General features: G+C 68.0%; 14 protein-coding genes. 9 read left to right on the forward strand and 5 right to left on the reverse strand.

Translation table 11 applies throughout. The annotated features are described in order from the left end of the window. The first annotated feature begins 53 nt into the window (after positions 1–53). The 3 genes from scpA to MHZ35_RS07405 all read left to right on the forward strand — a co-directional run bounded on the left by scpA (position 54) and on the right by MHZ35_RS07405 (position 5498). Positions 54–2207: a methylmalonyl-CoA mutase gene (gene scpA, locus MHZ35_RS07395; RefSeq protein WP_239435081.1), complete on the forward strand. Its 2154-nt coding sequence runs from the start codon at positions 54–56 to the stop codon at positions 2205–2207. Next, the gene (bioB, locus tag MHZ35_RS07400) at positions 2204–3232 is read left to right on the forward strand and encodes a biotin synthase BioB (protein ID WP_239435029.1); all 1029 of its coding nucleotides are present in this window, start codon (positions 2204–2206) and stop codon (positions 3230–3232) included. The genes scpA and bioB overlap by 4 nt, the downstream gene beginning before the upstream one ends. 268 nt (positions 3233–3500) lie before the next feature. Continuing rightward, a complete protein-coding gene (locus MHZ35_RS07405) occupies positions 3501–5498 on the forward strand; it encodes an acetyl-CoA carboxylase biotin carboxylase subunit (RefSeq protein WP_239435030.1) in 1998 nt (665 codons plus the stop codon). A gap of 1 nt (position 5499) precedes the next feature. On the opposite strand, the gene MHZ35_RS07410 is transcribed toward MHZ35_RS07405, so the two are convergent. Then, positions 5500–5895 (reverse strand): acyl-CoA thioesterase, encoded by a 396-nt coding sequence (locus tag MHZ35_RS07410; protein ID WP_239435031.1) that lies wholly within the window; start codon positions 5893–5895, stop codon positions 5500–5502. 77 nt (positions 5896–5972) lie between these two features. Continuing rightward, a complete protein-coding gene (locus MHZ35_RS07415) occupies positions 5973–8231 on the reverse strand; it encodes a beta-glucosidase family protein (protein ID WP_239435032.1) in 2259 nt (752 codons plus the stop codon). A 219-nt stretch (positions 8232–8450) separates the two neighbouring features. Between MHZ35_RS07415 and MHZ35_RS07420 the strand changes: the two genes are divergently transcribed. The 5 genes from MHZ35_RS07420 to MHZ35_RS07440 all read left to right on the forward strand — a co-directional run bounded on the left by MHZ35_RS07420 (position 8451) and on the right by MHZ35_RS07440 (position 15912). Then, positions 8451–11489, forward strand: coding sequence for a TonB-dependent receptor (locus MHZ35_RS07420; protein WP_446741025.1), 3039 nt, complete (start codon positions 8451–8453; stop codon positions 11487–11489). Positions 11490–11617: 128 nt separating this feature from the next. Next, positions 11618–12334, forward strand: coding sequence for a SapC family protein (locus MHZ35_RS07425; RefSeq protein ID WP_239435034.1), 717 nt, complete (start codon positions 11618–11620; stop codon positions 12332–12334). After that, positions 12327–13358 (forward strand): cupin-like domain-containing protein, encoded by a 1032-nt coding sequence (locus tag MHZ35_RS07430; protein ID WP_239435035.1) that lies wholly within the window; start codon positions 12327–12329, stop codon positions 13356–13358. The genes MHZ35_RS07425 and MHZ35_RS07430 overlap by 8 nt, the downstream gene beginning before the upstream one ends. 14 nt (positions 13359–13372) lie before the next feature. Next, on the forward strand, positions 13373–14857 hold the full coding sequence (locus tag MHZ35_RS07435; RefSeq protein ID WP_239435036.1) for a tryptophan halogenase family protein: 1485 nt from the start codon (positions 13373–13375) through the stop codon (positions 14855–14857). Positions 14858–14862: 5 nt separating this feature from the next. Then, complete coding sequence (locus MHZ35_RS07440; protein ID WP_239435037.1) at positions 14863–15912, forward strand: LacI family DNA-binding transcriptional regulator; 1050 nt, start codon at positions 14863–14865, stop codon at positions 15910–15912. A gap of 37 nt (positions 15913–15949) precedes the next feature. Here the strand turns inward: MHZ35_RS07440 and putA are convergent, their stop codons facing one another. Then, positions 15950–19051, reverse strand: a complete 3102-nt coding sequence (gene putA / locus MHZ35_RS07445) for a bifunctional proline dehydrogenase/L-glutamate gamma-semialdehyde dehydrogenase PutA (RefSeq protein WP_239435038.1) — start codon at positions 19049–19051, stop codon at positions 15950–15952. A 130-nt stretch (positions 19052–19181) separates the two neighbouring features. Here putA and MHZ35_RS07450 point away from each other — a divergent pair, with 130 nt between their 5' ends. Then, a complete protein-coding gene (locus MHZ35_RS07450; protein ID WP_239435039.1) occupies positions 19182–19634 on the forward strand; it encodes an Lrp/AsnC ligand binding domain-containing protein in 453 nt (150 codons plus the stop codon). Between the two features lie 4 nt (positions 19635–19638). On the opposite strand, the gene glgA is transcribed toward MHZ35_RS07450, so the two are convergent. Together glgA and glgC are read right to left on the reverse strand one after the other, a co-directional pair. Beyond that, complete coding sequence (gene glgA / locus MHZ35_RS07455; protein ID WP_239435040.1) at positions 19639–21075, reverse strand: glycogen synthase GlgA; 1437 nt, start codon at positions 21073–21075, stop codon at positions 19639–19641. Continuing rightward, entirely contained in the window at positions 21072–22328 is a 1257-nt protein-coding gene (gene glgC / locus MHZ35_RS07460; protein WP_446741027.1) for a glucose-1-phosphate adenylyltransferase, read from the reverse strand. The genes glgA and glgC overlap by 4 nt, the downstream gene beginning before the upstream one ends. Positions 22329–22331: the final 3 nt, after the last annotated feature.

Here is a 22331-nt window from a genome sequence, read left to right on the forward strand (position 1 = left end):
CACCCCAGCCGGGCGAGGCCTCCGGCGCCGCACCTGCGCCGCGCGACCTGCCCGTGAGCGACGGCACCGGCAGCCCTAGTCTTGCGGACTGGCAGGCGCTTGCCGCCAAGGAAGTGAAGGGCCGTGACCTCAACTGGCACACGCCTGAGGGGATTACCGTCAAGCCCCTCTACACCGCCGACGACGTCACCTCCGACTCAGGCCTGCCCGGCTTCGCCCCCTTCACCCGCGGCGTGCGCGCGTCGATGTATGCCGGCCGGCCCTGGACGATCCGCCAGTACGCGGGCTTCTCGACCGCCGAGGAATCCAACGCCTTCTACCGCCGCAATCTGGCAGCGGGGCAGAAGGGGCTGTCGGTCGCCTTCGATCTCGCCACCCACCGCGGCTATGACAGTGACCATCCGCGCGTCGTCGGCGACGTCGGCAAGGCGGGCGTCGCGATCGACACCATCGACGACATGAAGATCCTGTTCGACGGCATCCCGCTCGATCAGATGTCGGTCAGCATGACCATGAACGGCGCGGTGATCCCGGTGCTCGCCTTCTTCATCGTGGCGGCAGAAGAACAGGGGGTCGCTCAGGAAAAGCTGGAAGGCACGATCCAGAACGACATCCTCAAGGAGTTCATGGTCCGCAACACCTATATCTACCCGCCCGAGCCGAGCATGCGGATCATCTCGGATATCTTTGCCTACACCTCGGCGCACATGCCCAAGTTCAACAGCATCTCCATCTCCGGCTATCACATGCAGGAGGCGGGGGCGACGCAGGTGCAGGAGCTCGCCTTCACCATCGCCGATGGCATGGAATATGTCCGCTATGGTGTCGCCTCCGGGCTCGACATCGACAAGTTCGCCGGACGGCTGAGCTTTTTTTTCGCGATCGGCATGAACTTCTTCATGGAGGTGGCGAAGCTGCGCGCCGCGCGGGTGCTGTGGCACCGGGTGATGACGCAAGCGGGCGCCAAGGACGAGCGCTCCAAGATGCTGCGCACCCATTGCCAGACCTCGGGCGTGTCGCTGACCGAGCAGGACCCGTACAACAACGTCATCCGCACCACGATTGAGGCGATGGCGGCGATGCTGGGCGGCACCCAGAGCCTGCACACCAACGCGCTCGACGAAGCGATCGCGCTTCCCACCGACTTCTCCGCCCGCATCGCCCGCAACACCCAGATCGTGCTGCAGGAAGAGACGGGGATGACCAAGGTCGTCGATCCGCTCGGCGGCTCCTACTACGTCGAGAGCCTCACCCAGCAGCTGGTCGACCAAGCCTGGGCGATCATCGAGCGGGTCGAGGCCGAAGGCGGCATGGCCAAGGCGGTCGCCGCCGGCTGGCCCAAGGCGATGATCGAGGAGGCCGCCGCCGCCCGCCAGGCACGCGTCGACCGCGGCGAGGACGTGATCGTCGGCGTCAACAAATACCGCCTCGCCAGCGAAGACCCGCTCGAGACGCTGGAAGTCGACAACACCAAGGTGCGCGAGGCGCAGATCGCCCGCATCGCCTGTGTCCGCGCCGGCCGCGACGAGGATGCGTGCCAGGTGGCGCTCGACGCGCTTCGCCGGAGCGCGACCGGGGACGGCAACCTGCTGGCGCTCGCAGTCGAAGCGGCACGCGCCCGCGCGACGCTCGGCGAGATCTCGGCCGCGATGGAGGCGGGCTTCGGCCGTCACGGCACCACGCCGGTACCGGTGAAGGGCGTGTATGGCGCGCCTTATGCCGGGGACGACCGCTGGGCGCAGGTGGTGGCCGGCGTCGCCGCGGTCGAGCGCCGGCTGGGGCGCAAGCCGCGGCTGCTGGTCGCCAAGATGGGGCAGGACGGGCACGATCGCGGTGCCAACGTCATCGCCTCCGCGTTCGGCGACATGGGCTTCGACGTGGTCTCCGGGCCGCTGTTCCAGACGCCGGAAGAGACGGTGGTGCTGGCGATCGAGAGCGGCGTAGACGTGGTCGGCGCCTCCAGCCTGGCTGCCGGGCACAAGACGCTGATCCCGGAGCTGATCCGCGGCCTGCGCGAGGCAGGGCGGCACGACATCAAGGTGGTGGCCGGCGGCGTCATCCCGCCGCAGGACTATGACTATCTGCGCGACGCGGGCGTGCAGGGCATCTATGGACCCGGCACCAACGTGGTCGAATGCGCGGCGGACGTGCTGCGCCTGCTCGGCCACAACATGCCACCTGCCGGACTCGAGGACGCCGCCGAATGATCGACACCCTTCCCCAGCACGCCGCGGACGTGCGCAACGACTGGACGCGCGACGAGATCGCGGCGCTGTTCGACCTGCCGTTTCCCGAACTGCTGTTCCGCGCTGCCGAAGTGCATCGCACCAGCCATCGCGCCGACGAGGTCCAGCTCTCCACGCTGCTGTCGATCAAGACCGGCGGCTGCCCGGAGGACTGCGGCTATTGCAACCAGTCGGTGCATGCCGAGACGGGGCTGAAGGCAACCAAGCTGATGGACGTGCGCGCCGTGCTCCAGTCGGCCGCGCAGGCCAAGGACAATGGCTCGTCGCGCTTCTGCATGGGCGCTGCCTGGCGCAATCCCAAGGACCGCGACATGCCCGCCATCATCGAGATGGTGAAGGGCGTGCGGCAGATGGGCATGGAAACCTGCATGACGCTGGGCATGCTGACGCCCGACCAGGCAGCGCAGCTCGCCGATGCCGGCCTCGATTACTACAACCACAACATCGACACCTCGCCCGAACGCTATGGCGAGGTCATCACCACCCGCAGCTTCCAGGAGCGGCTCGACACGCTCGACCATGTGCGCGGTGCGGGCATCAACGTGTGCTCGGGTGGCATTATCGGCATGGGCGAGACGCGCGAGGATCGCGTCGGCTTCATCCATGCGCTGGCGACCCTGCCGCAGCATCCCGAAAGCGTGCCGGTGAACGCGCTGGTGCCGGTCAAGGGCACGGTGCTGGGCGACATGCTGGCGGACACCCCGCTCGCCAAGATCGACGACATCGAGTTCGTGCGTACCGTCGCGGTCGCGCGCATCACCATGCCGGCGAGCATGGTGCGGCTGTCGGCGGGCCGCGAGAGCATGAGCGACGCCACCCAGGCGCTGTGCTTCCTGGCCGGCGCCAATTCGATCTTCACCGGCGACAAGCTGCTCACCACCGGCAACGCGGGCGACGACAAGGACGCGGCGCTGTTCGCGCGCCTGGGCCTGCGTCCGATGCAGGCGGAGGCACCGCGGGTGAAGGAGGCGTGCGGATGCTGCTGATCGTGCTGGCACGAAGATAAAACGCGTGCGGAAGGTCCTTCAAGCAGCGGGCCTTCCGCAGCGGCGCTGCTCTGGGATCGTTGAGGACGCGACACCGTTGGCCAGATCGGGAGTGAGCCCGGCGACGGCGGTGCGCGTGAAGGAGAGTGAATGCTGGTGACCCTGTTGGCCGCGGCGAATGCCGCGCGATGTGCAACCCCCCGGACGCAGGCGGCGGAACTCCGGTCCGCTGCCGCACCCACGTCGCTCGTCGGGCAGGAATAGGCCCATGTTCACCAAGATCCTGGTCGCCAATCGCGGCGAGATCGCCTGCCGCGTGATGCGCACCGCCAAACGGATGGGGGTCGCCACGGTGGCGGTCTATTCCGACGCCGATGCCGACGCGCCGCACGTGCGCATGGCGGACGAGTCGGTGCGGCTTGGGCCGGCGCCGGCGGCGGAGAGCTATCTGCGCGCCGACCTGATCCTGCTGGCGGCCAAGGAGACCGGCGCCGACTGCATCCACCCGGGCTACGGCTTCCTGTCCGAGCGCGCCGAGTTCGCGCGCGCCTGTGCCGAGGCCGGCATCGCCTTCGTCGGCCCGCCGCCGGAAGCGATCGCGGCGATGGGCGACAAGATCGAGTCCAAGAAGCTCGCCAAGGAAGCGGGCGTCAACGTCGTGCCCGGCTTCCTGGGCGAGATCGCGTCGACGGAGGACGCGGTGCGGATCGCCGGGGAGATCGGCTATCCGGTGATGATGAAGGCCTCAGCCGGCGGCGGCGGCAAGGGGATGCGGCTCGCTTGGAGCGAGGCCGATGTGCGCGAGGGGTTCGAGGCGACCAAGCGCGAGGGGCTGGCGAGCTTCGGCGACGACCGCGTCTTCATCGAGAAGTTCATCCAGAGCCCGCGCCACATCGAGATCCAGGTGCTGGGCGACCAGCACGGCAACCTCGTTTACCTGGGTGAGCGCGAATGCTCGATCCAGCGCCGCCACCAGAAGGTGGTGGAGGAGGCGCCATCGCCGTTCGTGACGCCCGAGATGCGCCGCCGCATGGGCGAGCAGGCAGTGGCACTGGCGCGTGCGGTCGGCTATTTCTCGGCCGGCACGGTCGAGCTGATCGTCTCGGGTGCCGATCCGACCGGCGAAAGCTTCTACTTCCTGGAGATGAACACGCGCCTTCAGGTGGAGCATCCCGTCACGGAGGCGATCACCGGGCTGGATCTGGTGGAGCAGATGATCCGTGTCGCCGCCGGCGAGCCGCTCGCCTTCACGCAGGACGATGTCACGCTGACCGGCTGGGCAATCGAGAACCGGGTCTATGCAGAGGACCCGTATCGCGGCTTCCTGCCCTCGACCGGTCGCTTGGTCCGCTACCGGCCGCCGCCCGCCCGGGACGGCGTGCGCGTCGATGACGGCGTGCGCGAGGGCGGCGGAGTCAGCATCTATTACGACCCGATGATCGCGAAGCTGGTAACCCATGCCGTTACGCGGTTGGCCGCGATCGACGCGCAGGTGCATGCGCTCGATCGGTTCGAGATCGACGGCCTGGGCACCAACATCGATTTCCTCTCGGCGCTGATGCAGCACCCGCGCTTCCGCGAAGGCGCGCTGACCACCGGCTTCATCGCCGAGGAGTTCCCCGAGGGCTTCACCGGCGCCGCACCCTCACCGGAGCTCCAGCGCCGGCTCGCCGCCATCGCGAGCGTGCTCGACGCGACCTATGCCGCGCGCGCCGCGCGCATCGAGGGACAGTTGGGCAGCCCCATCTCCCCCGCCACCGATCGGGTCGTGACGCTCGGCGACGCGCGCTTCGAAACGCGGGTGGAGCCGTTCGAAGGCGGGCAGTTGGTGCGGTTCGCCGACGGCGGCACGATCGAGCTGGTGGGCCATTGGCGGCCGGGCGAGCCGCTATTTGCGGCGACGCTGGATGACGAGCCGCTGGTGGTGCGGGTCGCCCGCATCCGGGGCGGGTGGCGCCTGATCGCGCGCGGCGCGGCGCATCGCGTCGGCGTGCTGCCGCCGCACGTCGCGGCGCTCACCCGGCACATGATCGAGAAGGTCCCGCCGGACTTGTCGCGGCTGCTGCTCTGCCCGATGCCCGGCTTGCTCACGCGCCTGCACGTGGCGCCCGGCGACCGTGTGGAGGCTGGCCAGCCGCTCGCGGTCGTGGAGGCGATGAAGATGGAGAACATCTTGCGCAGCCAGAAGGCCGGCACGGTGAAGTCGGTCACCGCCGCCGAGGGCGAGAGCCTGATGGTCGACGCCGTGATCCTGGAACTGGAGTAGCTCAGCCCTCCAGGAAGGGTGCGGCGACTTCCGGCGGCACCCGCAGGATGCGGCCCGTCTCGCGGTCGACGATCGCCCAGGTGGTCTTCGCCTCCACCCGCACGCGGCCATCCTCGCCCACGAAGCGCATGTGTCGATCGAACCGGGCCCCGCGCGGGGGTTCTGCGATCCAGGTTTCGGCGACGACGCTCTCGCCCTCGCGGACGTTGCCGCGATAGTCGATCTCGTGCCGGGTCACGACCCAGAAATAGCGTTGCTGGTGTTCGGCCGGGGCCACCGCCTCCCAGTGCGCCGTGGCCACGTCCTGGATCCAGCGCACCCAGACGGCATTGTTGACGTGCCCGAGCTCGTCGATGTCGGCCGGGCCGGCGGTGATGCAGGTCTTAAAGGGCGCCATGCGGCGTTCCTACCAGCAGCCCGCCGGCGAAGTCGATCCATGGGTAGGCGGCTGCCCTCCCGGGCAGCCGCCAGGGCTCAAGGCTTCATGGTGCTGGCCGCCAGCGTGGTGACTGCAGTCAGCTTGCGATCGGTCGCGTCGTGGCCGATCGCCACGCGATAGCGGCCGCCCGCGATCCGCCATCCCGGGAGCGCCGTGTCATAGTCTGCGACGATGCGCGGCTCGGCCGTGAGCGTGACGCGCCGGGTCTCGCCGGGCTTGAGCTCGATCCGCTGGAACGCGGCGAGCCGCATCGGCTCCTTCCCCCCTTCGCGAACGACGTAGAGCTGCGGCACGTCCGCGCCCGCACGCTTGCCGGTGTTGGTGACCTCGACGGTGACGCTCAGCGTGCGGCCGCCGGTGACCTTGGGCTTGCGATAGGCGAAGCTGGTGTAGCTGAGACCGTGGCCGAACGGGAACAGCGGCTTCAGCGCCTTCTTCTCGTACCAGCGATAGCCGACGTCCGCGCCCTCGGTGTAGTCCACGGGGAAGCTCTGGAACTGGAAGTTGCCGGCATTGGCGGGGTTCGCCGCTGCCTGCGCTTCCAGCGAGTTCATCGTCTCCAGGCCGACGGGGTTGGGACGCGGCGGCTGGCCGGCGCTGGCCGGGAAGGTGATCGGCAGGCGTCCCGAAGGATTGACCTTGCCGGTGAGGATGTTGGCGATCGCCTCGCCGCCGCGCTGACCGGGGTACCAGGCCTGTACCACCGCCGGCACCTTCTGGATCCACGGCATCAGCACCGGGCCGCCGGTCTCCATCACCGCGACCGTCTTCGGCTGGGCGGTGGCGATCGCGTCGATCAGCGCGTCCTGGTGATCGGGCAGGCGCAGGTCGGGAACGTCCTGGGCCTCGGTCGTCCATTGCGTCGCGAACACGATGGCGAGGTCGGCGGCGCGTGCAGCCTCCACGGTCGCGTTGAAGTTGCGTCCGTCGACATAGTCGACCTGCACGCCCGGCAATGCCTTGCGGAGTGCCTCGAGCGGGGAGGAGGCATGATAGGTGATGCGCGCAAACGAGGATGCCGCGCCATAGGCGAGCGGCACTTCGACGGGAGCGCCGCCGACCGAGCGCACCTGGCTCGATCCGCCGCCCGAAAGCACGCCCACGTCCGCGTTGCCGCCGATCACCACGATGCGCTTCGCGCTGGCGGCGAGCGGCAGCAGGTTGCGCTCGTTCTTCAGCAGAACGATGCCGGCCTCGGCCGCGCGCTGCGCCACTTCGGCATGCTGGTCATAGGAGATGGCCTCTGCCGTCGCCGGCATCGGCGCGTCATAGGCGCCGGTCTCGATCAGGCCGGTCAGGTAGCGGATGACCATGTCGTCCAGCCGCGCCACCGGTACTTCACCGTTCTCCACCGCCTGCTTGAGCGGCTTGGCGAAGAACAGCGCCTTGTCGAGTTCCTGCCCCGACTGCTGGTCGAGCCCGGCATTGGCGGCCTTGGCGGTCGAATGCACCGCGCCCCAGTCGCTCATCACCCAGCCGCGATAGCCCCAGTCGCGCTTCAGCACGTCCGTCAGCAGCCGCGGGTTCTCGCACGCCCAGTCGCCGTTCACCTTGTTGTAGGCGCACATCACCGAGCCGGGACGGCCCTTCTCGATCGCGATCTGGAAGGCGAGCAGGTCGCTCATCCGCAGCGCCTTTTCGTCGATGCGCGCGTCGACGACCATGCGGCCGGTCTCCTGCGCGTTCAGTGCGAAGTGCTTGACGGTGGAGACGATGCGGTTCGATTGCACGCCGGCGATGTGCGCGCCGCCCAGCAGGCCGGCAAGCAGCGGATCCTCGCCCAGATATTCGAAGTTGCGGCCGTTCCAGGGATCGCGGGTCAGGTTGACGCCGCCCGCCAGCAGCACGTTGAACCGCTTGGCGCGTGCTTCGGCGCCGATCATCGCGCCGCCTGCGCGCGCGATCTCGGGATCGAAGCTGGCGGCGGTAGCGAGCCCGGAGGGGAGTGCGGTGGCGACATCGCCCTTGCGCTGCTCGACCTGGTTGGCGACCCCGAGCGACGCGTCGCTCTCGCGCACCAGCGGCACGCCCAGTCGCGGGATGCCGTCGATGTGGCCGGCGGAGGGAATCAGCTCGTTCTTGGTCTTGCCGTTGGCCATGGGCGGGAACAGCCCGTGCACCAGCGCGATCTTCTCGTCCGTGGTCATGCGCGCGACGACCGCCTCGGCCCGCGCACGCGCATCTCCTGCCGGAGCGGGCGAAGACGCCGCCTGCGGCTCCCGCGCGAGCACCGCCGGCGCGGCCAGGCCTGCCAGGAGCGATCCTCCGAGCAGCAGGCCATGAAACTTCAACATCCTCTTCCCCTTCTCGTGGTGTGGCGCGCTTCGGAGCAAATTCATCGTCCGCGCGCAATGGTTGTGCTTTTCAGAGCACAGGTTGGGAACGTTCTCAACAACGGTATCGCTCACACTTTCGGCGACACGGCATTGCTGCTTGACAACCGTTCGCCTGCTCAGTGAACGTTCTCAATAACGATGCGGGATCACAGCCCGCCGGCAAAAGGGGAGGTTCGGATGCGCGGCTTTACCGCTCGCTCACACACGCAGTTGGTCCTTGGCGTTTCTGCTTTGGCGTTGATGGCAACACCGGGGACGGCGCTGGCGCAGGATGCCGCAGCTACTCTCGGCAACCCGGGGCCATCCGAGATCGCGGATACGTCGCGTGCCGAGCCGGGTGAGGCTGGCGACGACATCGTCGTCACCGGCATCCGCGCCTCGCTGCGCGAAGCGGTCGACATCAAGCGCGATGCCCAGGGCGTCGTCGATGCCATCTCGGCCGAGGATATCGGCAAGTTTCCTGACACCAACCTCGCCGAGTCGCTTCAGCGCATCACCGGCGTGTCGATCGACCGCTCTAACGGCGAGGGGCAGTTCGTCACCGTTCGCGGCTTTGGTCCCGAATACAACCTGGTGACGCTGAACGGCCGGCAGATGCCGACCTCGACGCTCGGTGACGGCGCCAGCGCGCCGGCGTCGCGCTCGTTCGACTTCGCGAACCTGGCGTCCGAGGGCATCGCGGCGGTGGAGGTCTACAAGACCGGACGCGCCGCGGTTCCCTCGGGCGGCATCGGCTCGACCATCAACATCCGGACGCCGCGCCCGCTCGATAAGCCGGGCATGCGCGGGTCGCTGGCGGTGAAGGGCGTGCTCGACAGTTCCCGCAACGAGGGCAACCCGATCACGCCGGAAGTGTCGGGCATCATCTCGACCACTTTCGCCGACGATCGCATCGGCGTGCTGCTGAGCGGCGCGTACCAGCGGCGCAAGGCAAGCGCCAACTCCGCAAGCGTCGGCTTCCGGGACGGCTTCTTGGGCTCGGACGAAGGCTGGGGTTCGCTGCCGCTGCCCGGGACTCCCGGCGCCGCCAATATCACCAACCGTCCTGGCCCGAACGACGTCTATGAAATCCCGCAGAGCGCGGCCTATGACCTCATCGACATCGATCGCGAGCGCATCAATGGACAGCTGGTGCTGCAGGCGAAGCCGACCGACACGCTGACCGCGACCGTCGACTTCACCTATTCGAGCAACGAGGTCGAGGTGCGCGACAGCAGCGTCGGCATCTGGTTCAACTTCGCCGACACGTCCAGCGCGTGGACGGATGGTCCCAACGCCGGCCCGCTTTTCTATTCGGAGCGGTTCGGACCGGGTAAGGACCTGTCGTACAGCGGCGCGCTGAGCGCCAACAAGTCCGAGAACAAGTCGCTGGGCGGCAACCTCACCTGGGAAGCTCCGGGCGGCGTCACGGTCTCGCTCGACGCCCACCACTCGACCGCGGAGTCGAAGCCGACCAACAAGTACGGCAGCAGCACGTCGATCGGCAACGCGATCTTCGGCTTGCAGAGCCAGACGATCGACTTCGAGCACGACATGCCCGTGCTCTCCTATACCATGTATCCGGGCGTCGACCCGCTCGACCGGTCACTGATCACGCCGACCGGCAACTCGTTCCGCAACGCCTACTTCAAGGACGAGATCAATCAGGTCCAGCTGAAGGGTCACTACGATCACGAGGGCAGCTTCCTCGACAGCATCGATGCCGGCTTCTCGTTCGTCGATAACAAGGTCCGTTCGGCCTATGGCTTCATCCAGAACGACACCTGGGGCGGGATCGGTCCGGCTTCGGACATCCCGGACGACCTGTTCGAGCAGGTGAGCATCCCGGACAAGTTCGACGGGCTGTCTGGCGCGAATGCGTCGGGCATCATCCCGGCGCTCTACATGTTCAACTTCGAGCGCATGGCGGACCTGCTGGAGAACAACTACGGCATCTGCAGCGATCCGCAGACCGGAACCGCGCAGCCGGGTACCTGCCTGTCCGACTATACGGTCGATCGGCGGCTCAGCGAGAAGACCATCTCGCCCTTCATCCAGTTCAACACCAAGTTCGACCTGTTCGCGCGCCCTGCGCACCTGATCGCCGGCATCCGCTGGGACCACACCAACATCGACTCCTCGGCACTGGTGCCGGTTCCCGTCGGCACGCGCTGGGTCTCCGCGAACGAGTTCAGCGTGATCTATTCCGGCGAAAGCACCTTCACCCGGCTGAAGGGGAGCTATCAGAACTGGCTGCCGGCCGTCGACTTCGACATCGAGCCGATCGAGAATGTGAAGCTGCGCGCCTCGTACAGCCACACGATCGCGCGCGCCGATTATGGCAGCCTGCAGGGTGGTCGTACGATCGACTCCAATCCGCGTATCGGCGGCGGCACCGGCAGCCAGGGCAACGCAGGCCTGCTGCCGTACAAGTCCAAGAACCTCGATTTCTCGGCCGAGTGGTACTACGATCGCGAAAGCTACGTCTCGGTCGGCTATTTCAACAAGGACGTGTCGAACTTCATCAGCACGACACAGGTGGACACGCCTGCGTTCGGGCTTCGCAATCCGGCGGCCGGTCCGCGCTATCAGGCGGCGGCCAATGCACTGGGCACCACCGATGCGGTGCGGATCCGCGATTATATCCTCCGCAACTTCCCAGACTCGTCGACCGTCACCGGCTCCACGGATGTGGGTGGCGTCACCTACCTGACCGGCGACATCTTCGCGACGGCCGAGGATCCCCTGTTCAACTTCCAGATCGCGCAGCCCTTCAACAGCGATCAGACGGCGAACATCCACGGCTGGGAGTTCGCAATCCAACACCGTCTGTGGGAAACCGGGCTCGGCGTCATCCTGAACTACACGATCGTGGATGGCGACGCGAAGTTCGACAACACGCTCGATCCGAACGTGGGGCAGTTCGCGCTGACGGGCCTGAGCGACAGCGCCAATGCGGTGCTCTACTACGACAAGGGCGGCATCCAGGCGCGCGTGGCCTACAACTGGCGTGACGAGTTCTACAACGGCGGCTCGTTCGATCCCACCTATGTCGAGGCCTATGGCCAGGTGGACGCCAGCGCGAGTTGGGAGTTCGTGCCCGGCCTCACCGCCTTTGTGGAGGCCATCAACCTCACGGGAGAGAGCCGGCGCGGACATCGGCGCTCCGACAATTTCGTGACGTTCGCACAGCCGGGCTATGCTCGCTACTCGGGTGGTATCCGCTTCACCTTCTGATCCGGACGCCCGCCGCCGACACGAAGCTGCGAAAGGGGTCGGCTCGAAAGAGTTGGCTTCTTTCGCGCTTCGGCGGCACCTTCGCTGGCGGTGCATCCGCGCCGCCGTGCCAGGATTGAACCGCCGACATGCCCAACCATGCCATTCTGACTGCCGACGCCCACCGCAACCTCAAGGTCCGCAGCGACCGTGCGGGGGACGCCGGGGACGCCGTGATGTGCGCCATGGTCGTGCCGGACGAGTTCCGGCAGGTGCAGAACGAATATCCCATCCTGTTCCGCCGCAACCTGGAGCAGGACAGCTTCGCGGCGTTCGCGATGTTCGGTTTCGAAGATGGCGAGAACCTGTTCCTCGAAGGCAGGCGCTGGGCGGCCCGCTACCTGCCGCTTTCGATCGCGATCCAGCCGTTCCTGATCGGACGACCGGCGGGCATCGATGCGCCCGAGCGGCAGGTACACATCGACCTCGACAGCCCCCGCCTGGGTTCCGAGGGTGTCCGCATCTTCGAGGAGGATGGGAGCCCCACTTCCTATCTAGAGGCCGTGATCGAGAAGCTGCGCGTGCTGGATGCAGGCTATGCCGCGTCTGCCGGCTTCTTTGCGGCATTGCGTCGGTACGATCTGCTCGAACCGCTGTCGCTGGAGGTGCCGCTTCCCGACGGGACCACCCATCGCCTGGTCGGCTTTCACGTCATCGACGAGGCCAGGTTGCGGGCGCTCGATCCAGCCGAAATCGCCGAACTGCATGGCGCCGGGCACCTGATGCCGCTCTACATGGCGCTCGCGTCCCTTGCCAACATCGGCGCGCTGGTAGCGCGCAAGAGCCAGCGCCTGCGCCATGGCTGAGGGCGGAGGCGGCATTTTCGCGGATCTGCCTCCGGTGCCGGGGGAGGCGGTGGCCGATGCGGCCGCACTCGACACGCTGCTGCACACCGCGACCCGGCCATTCGTGGTCCGGGGACTGGTGGCCGATTGGCCGCTGGTCGCCGCCGGCCGTCGATCGGCGCGTGACGCGCGTGCCTATCTGCTGGAGCGGCGGCGCGACCTGCCTTTCACCGTCTCGATCGGCCAGCCGGGATCGGACGGTCGGCTGTTCTACGACGATGCGATGGGGATGAACTTCCGTATCGCGCGTGCCAAGCTACCGGAGATCTTCGCCCAGATCGACCGCGCGGAGCAGGATCCGGCCGCCCCCCCGATCTACCTCGGATCGATCGACGTCCACGGCTTCTTCGACGGCCTGCATGCCGAGAACCACGTCGATCTGGGCGAGCGCCAGCCTCTGGCGAGTATCTGGATCGGTACGCGCACGCGCATCGCCGCGCACAACGACCATCCCGACAATCTCGCCTGCGTCGCGGCGGGGCGGCGACGTTTTACACTCTTCCCGCGCGAGCAGTTTCGTAACCTCTACCTGGGCCCGGTGGACAACACGCCCGCGGGGCGCGCGGTCAGCATGGTGGACTTCAACGCCCCCGACTTCGCCCGCCATCCCCGTTTTCGCGACGCGCTGGCGCATGCGCAAGTCGCCGAGCTGGAGCCGGGCGACGCCATCTACATCCCGTCGATGTGGTGGCATCATGTCGAGGGACTCGCCGCGTTCAACATCCTGGTGAACTATTGGTGGCGCGACACGCCGCGCTGGCTTGGCCAGCCGCAGGACGCGCTCAACCACGCCATGCTCACCATCCGCGACCTGCCCGAGGACGAGAAGCGCCACTGGCGCGACATGTTCGACTATTACGTCTTCCAAAACGGGGAGGAAGTTGTGGCGCATATTCCCGAAGGCGCACGCAGCGTGCTCAATCCGCTGACGCCCGAAAGCGCCGGGCGCATCCGGTCCTTCCTCCTGCGGGCGCTCAGCCGATGATCGGCGGCAAGCGCATGCGGCGCATCGTGGTCGCGGGCGGCGGCACGGCGGGATGGATGGCAGCCGCGGCGATCGCGCGCACCATGGGCCGCGCCGTTGAGGTAACGCTGGTCGAATCAGACGCGATCGGCACGGTCGGCGTGGGCGAATCGACCATCCCGCCGCTCATCAACTTCAACCGGCTGCTCGGGATCGACGAGGCCGCGTTCATGGCCGCCACCCAGGCGACCTTCAAGCTTGGCATCCAGTTCGAGAACTGGATGCTGCCGGGGCACCGCTACTTCCACTCCTTCGGCTTCACGGGGAAGGATCATTGGTCGGCAGGGTTCCAGCATTTCTGGTTGTACGGCCGCACCCGCGGGCACGACGCACCTTATGATGCCTATTGCGTCGAGCTGATCGCTGCGCTGGAGGGCAAGTTCGGTCACCTGCCGGGGGATCGGGCGAACTATGCCTATCAGCTCGACGCCACCCTTTATGCTCGCTTCCTGCGCACGATGGCCGAGGGGGATGGTGCTCGGCGGGTCGAGGGCAAGATCGCGCAGGTCGAACTCGACGGCGAGTCCGGCGACATCGCCGCGCTGGTGCTGGAAAGCGGCACTCGGGTAGGGGGCGACCTCTTCCTCGACTGCACGGGCTTTCGCGCGCTGCTGATCGAGCAGACGCTCCACACCGGCTATGATGATTGGACCCACTGGCTGCCGTGCGACTCTGCGATCGCGGTGCAGACGGACAATGTGGGTCCGCCCGTCCCGTACACGCGCGCGATCGCGCACGACGCGGGCTGGCAATGGCGCATCCCGCTTCAGCACCGCACCGGCAACGGTCTGGTCTATTGCAGCCGCTATCTTGGCCGCGACGCGGCGCTGGAACGATTGCTCGGCAATCTTGAGGGGGCGGTGCGCACCGAGCCCAATCACCTGCGCTTCACCACCGGCGTGCGCCGGCGGCAGTGGGTGCGCAACTGCGTGGCGATCGGCCTGGCCGGGGGCTTCGCCGAGCCGCTGGAGTCGACCAGCATCCACTTGATCCAGCGTGCGGTGCTCCGCCTGATCCGGATGCTGCCGCTGTCCGAGGTGAGCCCGCGCGACATCGCCGAGTTCAACGAACAGCAGCTCCAGGACATGACGCAGGTCCGCGACTTCCTGATCCTGCACTACAAGGCCACCGAGCGGCGGGACAGCGCTTTCTGGCGGCATTGCGCGGACATGGAGATCCCGGACAGCCTCACCCAAAAAATCGAGCTGTTCCGCGAAACCGGCCGCGTGTTCCGCAAGAATGAGGAGCTGTTCGCCGAGAACAGCTGGGTGCAGGTGATGATGGGGCAGGGGATCGAACCCCGCGCCTGGCACCCGATCGCCGAAAAGCTGCGCGACGAGGAGCTTGCGCGGCTGCTCACGACCCTGCGGGAAAATGTCGCACGGACGGTCGCCGCGATGCCGCGGCACGCCGACTATGTGGCGAGCTATTGCGGGGCCGCCCGCGAACAGGCGGCTTGAGGCGGATGGCGCGCCGCCGCCAGCGCGTGACGATCAAGCACGTCGCAGCCGACGCGGGCGTGTCGCTGCAGACCGTGAGCCGCGTCATCAACAAGGAGCCCAACGTCCGCGCGGAAATGGCGGAGCGGGTGCAGGCCTCGATCGATCGGCTCGGCTATGTTCCCTCGATCGCGGCGCAGCGCATGGGAGGATCGCGTTCCTATCTCATCGTGGCGCTGAACGACCGGCAGCGCACCATCGAGGATTGGCGCAACCGGCAGGGCACCGACTGGGTCGACCAGATGCTGCTGGGCGGCATGCTCACCTGTGCCGAGCACGGCTACCGCATGATCGTCGAACTGGTCGACACGCACAGCGACCATATCGAGCGCGAGCTGTCCGCCGCGCTCGCCGCGCTCCAGCCCGATGGAGTGATCCTGACGCCGCCGCACTCGCACAACCCGCTGATCACCGGCTTGCTTGCCGAGCAGCATATCTGCTTTGCGCGCGTAGGTTCGCTGGTCGAGGGCGCGGGCTTCCGGCTCACCATGGACGACCAGCATGCCGCCGTGCTGGCGACCGAGCATCTCCTGGAACTGGGCCACCGCCGCGTCGGCTTCATCGCGGGGCCGAGCGACTATGAACTGAGCGGCTGGCGCACCGAGGGCTGGCGCTCGGCCATGGCCGCAAATGGCTTGGCGGCAGAGCTGCTGGCGGTGGGCGACTTCGGCTATGACTCCGGCCGGGCGGCGGCGGAACGACTTCTGGCCAGCGCCGATCCCCCGACGGCGATCATCGCCAGCAGCGAGCAGATGGCGATCGCCACGCTTGACGCCATTCGCGCGCGCGGGCTGGAGGTGCCGGGCGACGTGTCGCTGGTGAGTTTCGACGACACGCCGATCATGCGCTTTACCCACCCGCCGCTTACCGCCGTGGTGCAGCCGATCGCGGAAGTGACTGCCCGCGCCGTCGAGTTGCTGATCGCGGCGCAGGGCGGCGGGGAGCGCGAGGGCGCGCCGGTGGTGGTGCCGGCGAGGCTGACGGTACGGGAGTCGACGGCGGCACCACGCAGATAGCAGGGGAGCGACGCAGGCCGCTCCCCTTCCGCCACGCTTACAGGTTCAGCAGCGCCGGGTCGCCGCCCTGGGCCGTGATGTTGACCGACACCGCGCGTTCCGTGGCGTAACGCAGCAGCGCGTGCGGGCCGCCCGCCTTGGGGCCGGTGCCCGACAGGCCCTCGCCGCCGAACGGCTGCACGCCCACCACCGCGCCGATGATCGAGCGGTTCACATAGACGTTGCCCGCGGGCACCAGGTCGCGGATCTGCTCGGCGAAGCGCTCGATGCGGCTGTGGATGCCCAGCGTCAGCGCATAGCCCGTGTCGGCGAGCTGCCGGCCGATGCTCTCCAGCTCGTCGGCGCGATAGCGATAAATGTGCAGAATCGGCCCGAACACTTCCTTGCCCAGGAAGTCCGGGCGCGGCACTTCGGCCAGCACCGGGCCGAAGAAATTGCCGCGCGTGCCCCACACGCCGGGATCGACGCGCTTGAGGATCTTCGCCTCGCGTTCCAGCCGGGCGGCGTGTTCCTCCAGCATCGCCTGAGCGTCGGCGTCGATTACCGGGCCGACGTCGGTGGCGGCATCGGCAGGGTCGCCGACCACCAGCGTGTCGACCGCACCGACCAGCGTCGCGATCAGCTCGTCTGCGGACTCCTCCGGTACGAACAACAGCCGCAGTGCCGAGCAGCGCTGCCCGGCCGAACCGAGCGCGGAGACGACCACGTCGTCGACCACCTGCTCCTTGAGTGCAGTGGTGTCGACGAACATCGCGTTGAGACCGCCGGTTTCGGCAATGAACGGCAGGATCGCGCCGGGACGGTTGGCGAGCTGCCGGTTGATGATCCAGGCGGTGTCGGTGCCGCCGGTGAAGGCGACGCCGTGGACCAACGGGTGGCCGACCAGCGCCGCGCCGACGGTCGCGCCGTCGCCCGGCAGCAGCGCGAGCAGGTCCGCGTCGAGCCCGGCGCGGTGGAACAGCCGGATCGCCTCGGCCGCAACCAGCGGGGTCTGCTCGGCAGGCTTGGCGAGCACGGCGTTGCCCGCAGCGAGCGCGGCGGCGATCTGGCCGGTGAAGATCGCGAGCGGGAAATTCCACGGGCTGATGCACACGAAGGTACCGCGGCCACGCAGTTCGAGGTGGTTCGTCTCGCCCACCGGACCGGTGAGCGGCTGGAGCCCGGAGAACTGTTTCTCGGCCAGATGCGCGTAGTAGCGGCAGAAATCGACCGCCTCGCGTACTTCGGCGACACCGTCGTTCAGCGTCTTGCCCGCCTCGCGCGACAGCAGCGCCACGAAGCGATCCATTTCGGCCTCGAGCGCATCGCCCATCGCGCGCAGCACGACGGCGCGACCGGCGCCGCCCTTGCGGTCCCAGGCCGGCTGGGCAGCGCGCGCGACACGGGCGGCGAGGTCGATGTCCTCCGCGGTCGCTTCGCTCACCGCGCCGATCAGGCGGCTGCGGTCGACCGGGCTGGTCATCGGCTGCGGTCCCTTGCCAGCCAGCAGGCGCCCGCCGACGATCGGGCCGGCGGAGATAGTGTCGGCAGCACCGAGATCGGCGGCCAGGCGTGCGGTGGCTCGCTCGCTGTCGCGGCTATAGTCCCGACCGAGCGGATTGCGGCGGGTGGCGCCATAGAGATCGCCCGGCACCGGGATGCGCGGATGGCGGCCGGGCTGCGCCTGCACCGCCGCGATCGGATCGCCGACCACGGTCTCGGCCGGCACGCGCTCGTCGAGCAGGGCGTGGACGAAGCTGGTGTTGGCGCCGTTCTCCAGCAGGCGGCGGACCAGATAGGGCAGCAGCTCCTCGTGCCCACCGACCGGCGCATAGGCGCGCAGGGTGAAGCGGTCGCCGGCCGAGCGGTACAAGGCCTCGCCCATGCCGTGCAGGCGCTGGTGTTCGATGCGGACGCCGGCGCGATCGGCCATGCGCCGCACCGCCGCCAGCGTGTGCGCGTTGTGGGTCGCGAACTGCGGGTAGAGGCTGGGTGCCGCGCGGATCAGCTGTTCGGCGCAGACGAGGTAGGAGAGGTCGGTCGCCGGCTTGGTGGTGAACACCGGATAATCCGGGCGGCCGCCGACCTGAGAGCGCTTGATCTCGCTGTCCCAATAGGCGCCCTTGACCAGCCGCACCATGATGCGTCGGCCGCTCGACTGGGCCAGCGCCTCCAGCCCGGCGATCACCGCACGACCGCGCTTCTGATAGGCCTGCACGACGACGCCGAGGCCGGTCCAGCTGCCGAGTTCCGGCTCGCGCACCAGCCGCTCGATCAGCTTGAGCGAGAGCACCAGCCGCTCCGACTCCTCGGCGTCGATGGCGAGGTTGAGGTCGTGCCTGGCGGCGATCTTCGCCAGCCGCACCATGCGCGGGTAGAGTTCTTCCCACACCCGCGCTTCCTGCACCGCCTCATAGCGGGGGCAGAGCGCCGACAGCTTGACCGAGACGCCGTGGCCGTCCTCCGGCGAAAGCCCGGCACCACGCGCGCGGCCGACCGCCTCGATCGCATCGGCATAGATGCGCTCGTAGCGCGCGGCGTCCTCGGCCGTGCGCGCGCCTTCGCCCAGCATGTCGAACGAGCAGAGATAGCCCTCGCGCTTCGCTCGGCTGAGCGCGCCCTCGATGGTGCGGCCGAGCACGAACTGCTCGCCCATCATCTTGACCGCGGCGCCGACTGCCTGGCGGATCACCGGCTCGCCCACGCGCGCGGCCAGGCGCTTGGCCCAGCCGGAAAGGTCGGTGCGCGCTTCCTCGTCCACGTCGATCAGCTTGCCGGTCAGCATCAGCCCCCAGGTGGAGGCGTTGACGAACAGGCTGTCGGAGCCGCCGAGATGGCTCGCCCAATCGGCCGAGCCGATCTTTTCCGCGATCAGCCGGTCGCGCGTCTCGGCGTCGGGCGTCCGCAGCAGCGCCTCGGCCAGGCACATCAGCGCCAGGCCTTCCTTGGTGCCGAGCGAGAATTCCTGAAGGAAGCTTTCGACCACGCCCTGCTTGCGGGTGGAGGCGCGCGCCGCCTTCACCAGCCCCACCGCATCCTGGCCGATCAGGCTGCGCTCCTCCAGCGACAGCGGAACCGCGCGCAGCAGGTCTGCGACCGTTTCCTCTTCGTCCTGGTACTGCAGGGCATCGAGGTGGTTCCAATCGAACGAACGAAGCATGCGGCTCTCCGGCGGGATTTCTTGCAAGTTGCTCCGGCAGCTATGCGAAAGCCTGCCGATTGTGCTTTGCATTTTGCCGGGTCCCGCCGAATCCTCGGGACCTAATGGCGGTTGAGCCGAAGGATCTTCGATGGACGCAATGGACCGCAAGCTGCTGCGCGTGCTGCAGGAGGACGGGCGCATTACCAACCAGGCGCTTGCCGAACGCTGCGGGCTATCGCCCGCCGCCTGCTTCGACCGGGTGAAGCGGCTGCGCGCCACTGGCGTCATCACCGGCTACACGGCGCTGCTCGATCCCGGACAGCTCGACCGCGCGCTGATGATCTTCGTCGAGGTGCTGCTGGATCGCACCACCGACGACGCCTTCGCCGCCTTTGCCGAGCATGTCCGCCGGGTGCCGGACGTGCTGGAGTGCCACATGGTCGCCGGAGGCTTCGACTATCTGCTCAAGGTGCGGGTCGCCGACATGGCCGCGTACCGCGCCTTTCTGGGAGATACGCTGGTGGCGATGCCCGGCATTCGCGAGACGCGGACCTATGCAGTGCTGGAGGAAGTGAAGGCGACGACGCGGTTGCCGCTGTAAGCGGTCAGCCGAGCAGTTGCCGATACAGCGCCGCATAGCGTGCGCCGCTGTTGTCCCAGGAGAAGTCAGCAGCCATGCCGCGGCGCTGCATCTGCCGCCAGCGCGGACCGTCCCGATACAGCGCGATCGTGCGCGCGATCGCGCCGCGGAGCGCCTGCGGTGTGACGCCGTCGAACTGCACGCCGGTTGCGACTCCGGCGTCCAGCGCGGCGACATTGGCGTCGATCACCGTGTCGGCCAGCCCCCCGGTGCGCGCCACCACCGGCACGCAGCCATAGGCGAGGCCGTAGAGCTGGGTCAGCCCGCACGGCTCGAAGCGGGACGGGATCAGGATCGCGTCGGCACCGCCCTGCAACAGGTGGGACAGCGGCTCGTCATAGCCGATCTCCACGCCGATGCGGCCGGGGTGGCGGTCGGCTGCGGCGCGGAACGCATGTTCGAGCGCCGCGTCGCCGGAGCCGAGCATCGCCAGGCGCCCGCCCATCGCGACCAGATCGTCCAGTAGCCCGGCAAGAACGTCCATGCCCTTTTGCCAGGTCAGCCGGCTGACGACGGTGAAGATCGGACCCTCGCCATTCAGGCCGAAGCGGGCTTCCACGGCGCGCGTGTTGGCGGCGCGCGCATCCAGCGTGTCGGCACCGTACCGCGCGGCCAGCAGCGGATCGGTCGCCGGGTTCCACACCGCTGGGTCGATGCCGTTGAGGATGCCCGTGACCCGGGCACCGCGCGCGGCGATCAGCCCCTCCAGCCCCATGCCGAACTCCGGCCGGCGGATCTCCTCGGCATAAGTGGGGCTCACCGTGGTGATGGCATCGGCCGCCCACAGCCCCGCCTTCAGCAGGCCGACTGCGCCGTAATACTCGACCCCTTCGATGCCCCAGGCATGCTGCGGCAACTCGAGGGCCGGGAACACGCCCGCATCGAAGCTGCCCTGGAAGGCGATGTTGTGGATCGTGGCGACGCTCTTCGTGCCCTGTGCGTTGCCGCCGAACCGCAGATAGGCGGGGGCGAGCCCTGCCTGCCAGTCATGGGCGTGCAGCACGTCGAAGCGCTGGTTGCCGATCGCGCCCGATGCCAGGTCCGCGGCTGCCCGCGAGAGGGCAGCGAAGCGGCGCCAGTTATCGTCCCAATCGCGCCCCGCTGCATCGGCGTAGGGGCCGCCCTCGCGTGCGAACAGTGCCGGTGCGTCCAGCACCCATAGCGGATGTTCACCGAGCGAACCGGCGAGCAACCGCGCCTCCACGCCCAGCAACGCGGGCCAGTGATGCACGACCTGCGCGTCGGCCATCTGCGCCAGGACCTTGGGATAGCCCGGCAGCAGCGTGGTCGTGGCCACGCCGTGCGGCGCCAGGGCATCCGGCAGTGCGCCGACCACGTCGGCAAGGCCGCCGGTCTTGACCAGCGGATAGGCTTCCGACGCGACCGACAGCGCGCGGATCATGCTAGCCGGTCGATCATCGGCTGGGTGATTAGGCACACGCCACTTTCAGTCCGACGGAAACGGCGTGCGTCGAGCACCGGATCCTCACCGACCACCAGCCCGTCGGGGATGTGGACGCCCGCGTCCACCACCACCTTGGTGAGCCGTGCGTTGCGGGAGATCTTGCAGCGCGGCAGGATCACCGCCTGCTCCAGCGTGGCGAAGCTGTGTGCGCGCACCCCGGTGAAGACCAGGCTGTTGCGGATGGATGCGCCCGAGATGATGCAATCGCCCGAGATCAGCGAGCTGGTCGCCTCGCCACGACGCCCTTCCTCGTCATGGACGAACTTGGCGGGCGGGGTGACTTCCGAATAGGTCCAGAGCGGCCAGCTGTGGTCGTAGAGATCGAGCTTGGGGACCACGTCGGTCAGGTCGATATTGGCTTCCCAATAGGCGTCCACGGTGCCGACGTCGCGCCAATAGGCCTCGCGCTCCTCTGGCGCACGCACGCAGGAATCGGAGAAGCGATGCGCCACCGCATTCCCGTGGCGGACCAAATAGGGGATGATGTCCTTGCCAAAATCGCGCGCCGAGTTCGGATCGGCGGCATCGCGGCGCAGCTGTTCGATCAGCAGCGAGGTGTTGAAGACGTAGATGCCCATCGAGGCAAGCGCCACGTCCGGGCGGCCCGGCATCGCCGGCGGATCGGCAGGTTTTTCGACGAAGTCGGTGATGCGGTCCTGCGCATCGACGGCCATCACGCCAAAGCCGCTCGCTTCCAGCCGCGGCACTTCCATGCAGGCGACCGTCACGTCCGCGCCGGACTGGCAATGCTGCTGGAGCATCAGCTCATAGTCCATCTTGTAGATGTGGTCGCCCGCCAGGATGACCATGTATTCCGGCGCGTAGCTCTCGATGATGTCGATGTTCTGGTACACCGCGTCGGCGGTGCCCTCGTACCACTGGTACTCGCTGATGCGCTGCGAGGCTGGGAGGATGTCGAAGCCTTCGTTGCGCTCGCGGCGCAGGAAGTTCCAACCGCCCTGCAGGTGGCGGATCAGCGAATGGGCCTTGTACTGGGTGGCGACCCCGATGCGGCGGATGCCGGAGTTGATCGCATTCGAGAGCGCGAAGTCGATGATGCGCGACTTGCCGCCGAAATAGACCGCGGGCTTGGCGCGGACGTCGGTCAGCTCCGCCAGCCGGCTACCGCGCCCGCCCGCCAGCACATAGGCCATGGCGTCGCGTGCCAGCGGCTGCCCGCGTCTCTCGATCAT

This window comes from Sphingomonas sp. ACRSK (genome assembly GCF_022346685.1).
Classification (GTDB): domain Bacteria; phylum Pseudomonadota; class Alphaproteobacteria; order Sphingomonadales; family Sphingomonadaceae; genus Sphingomonas; species Sphingomonas molluscorum.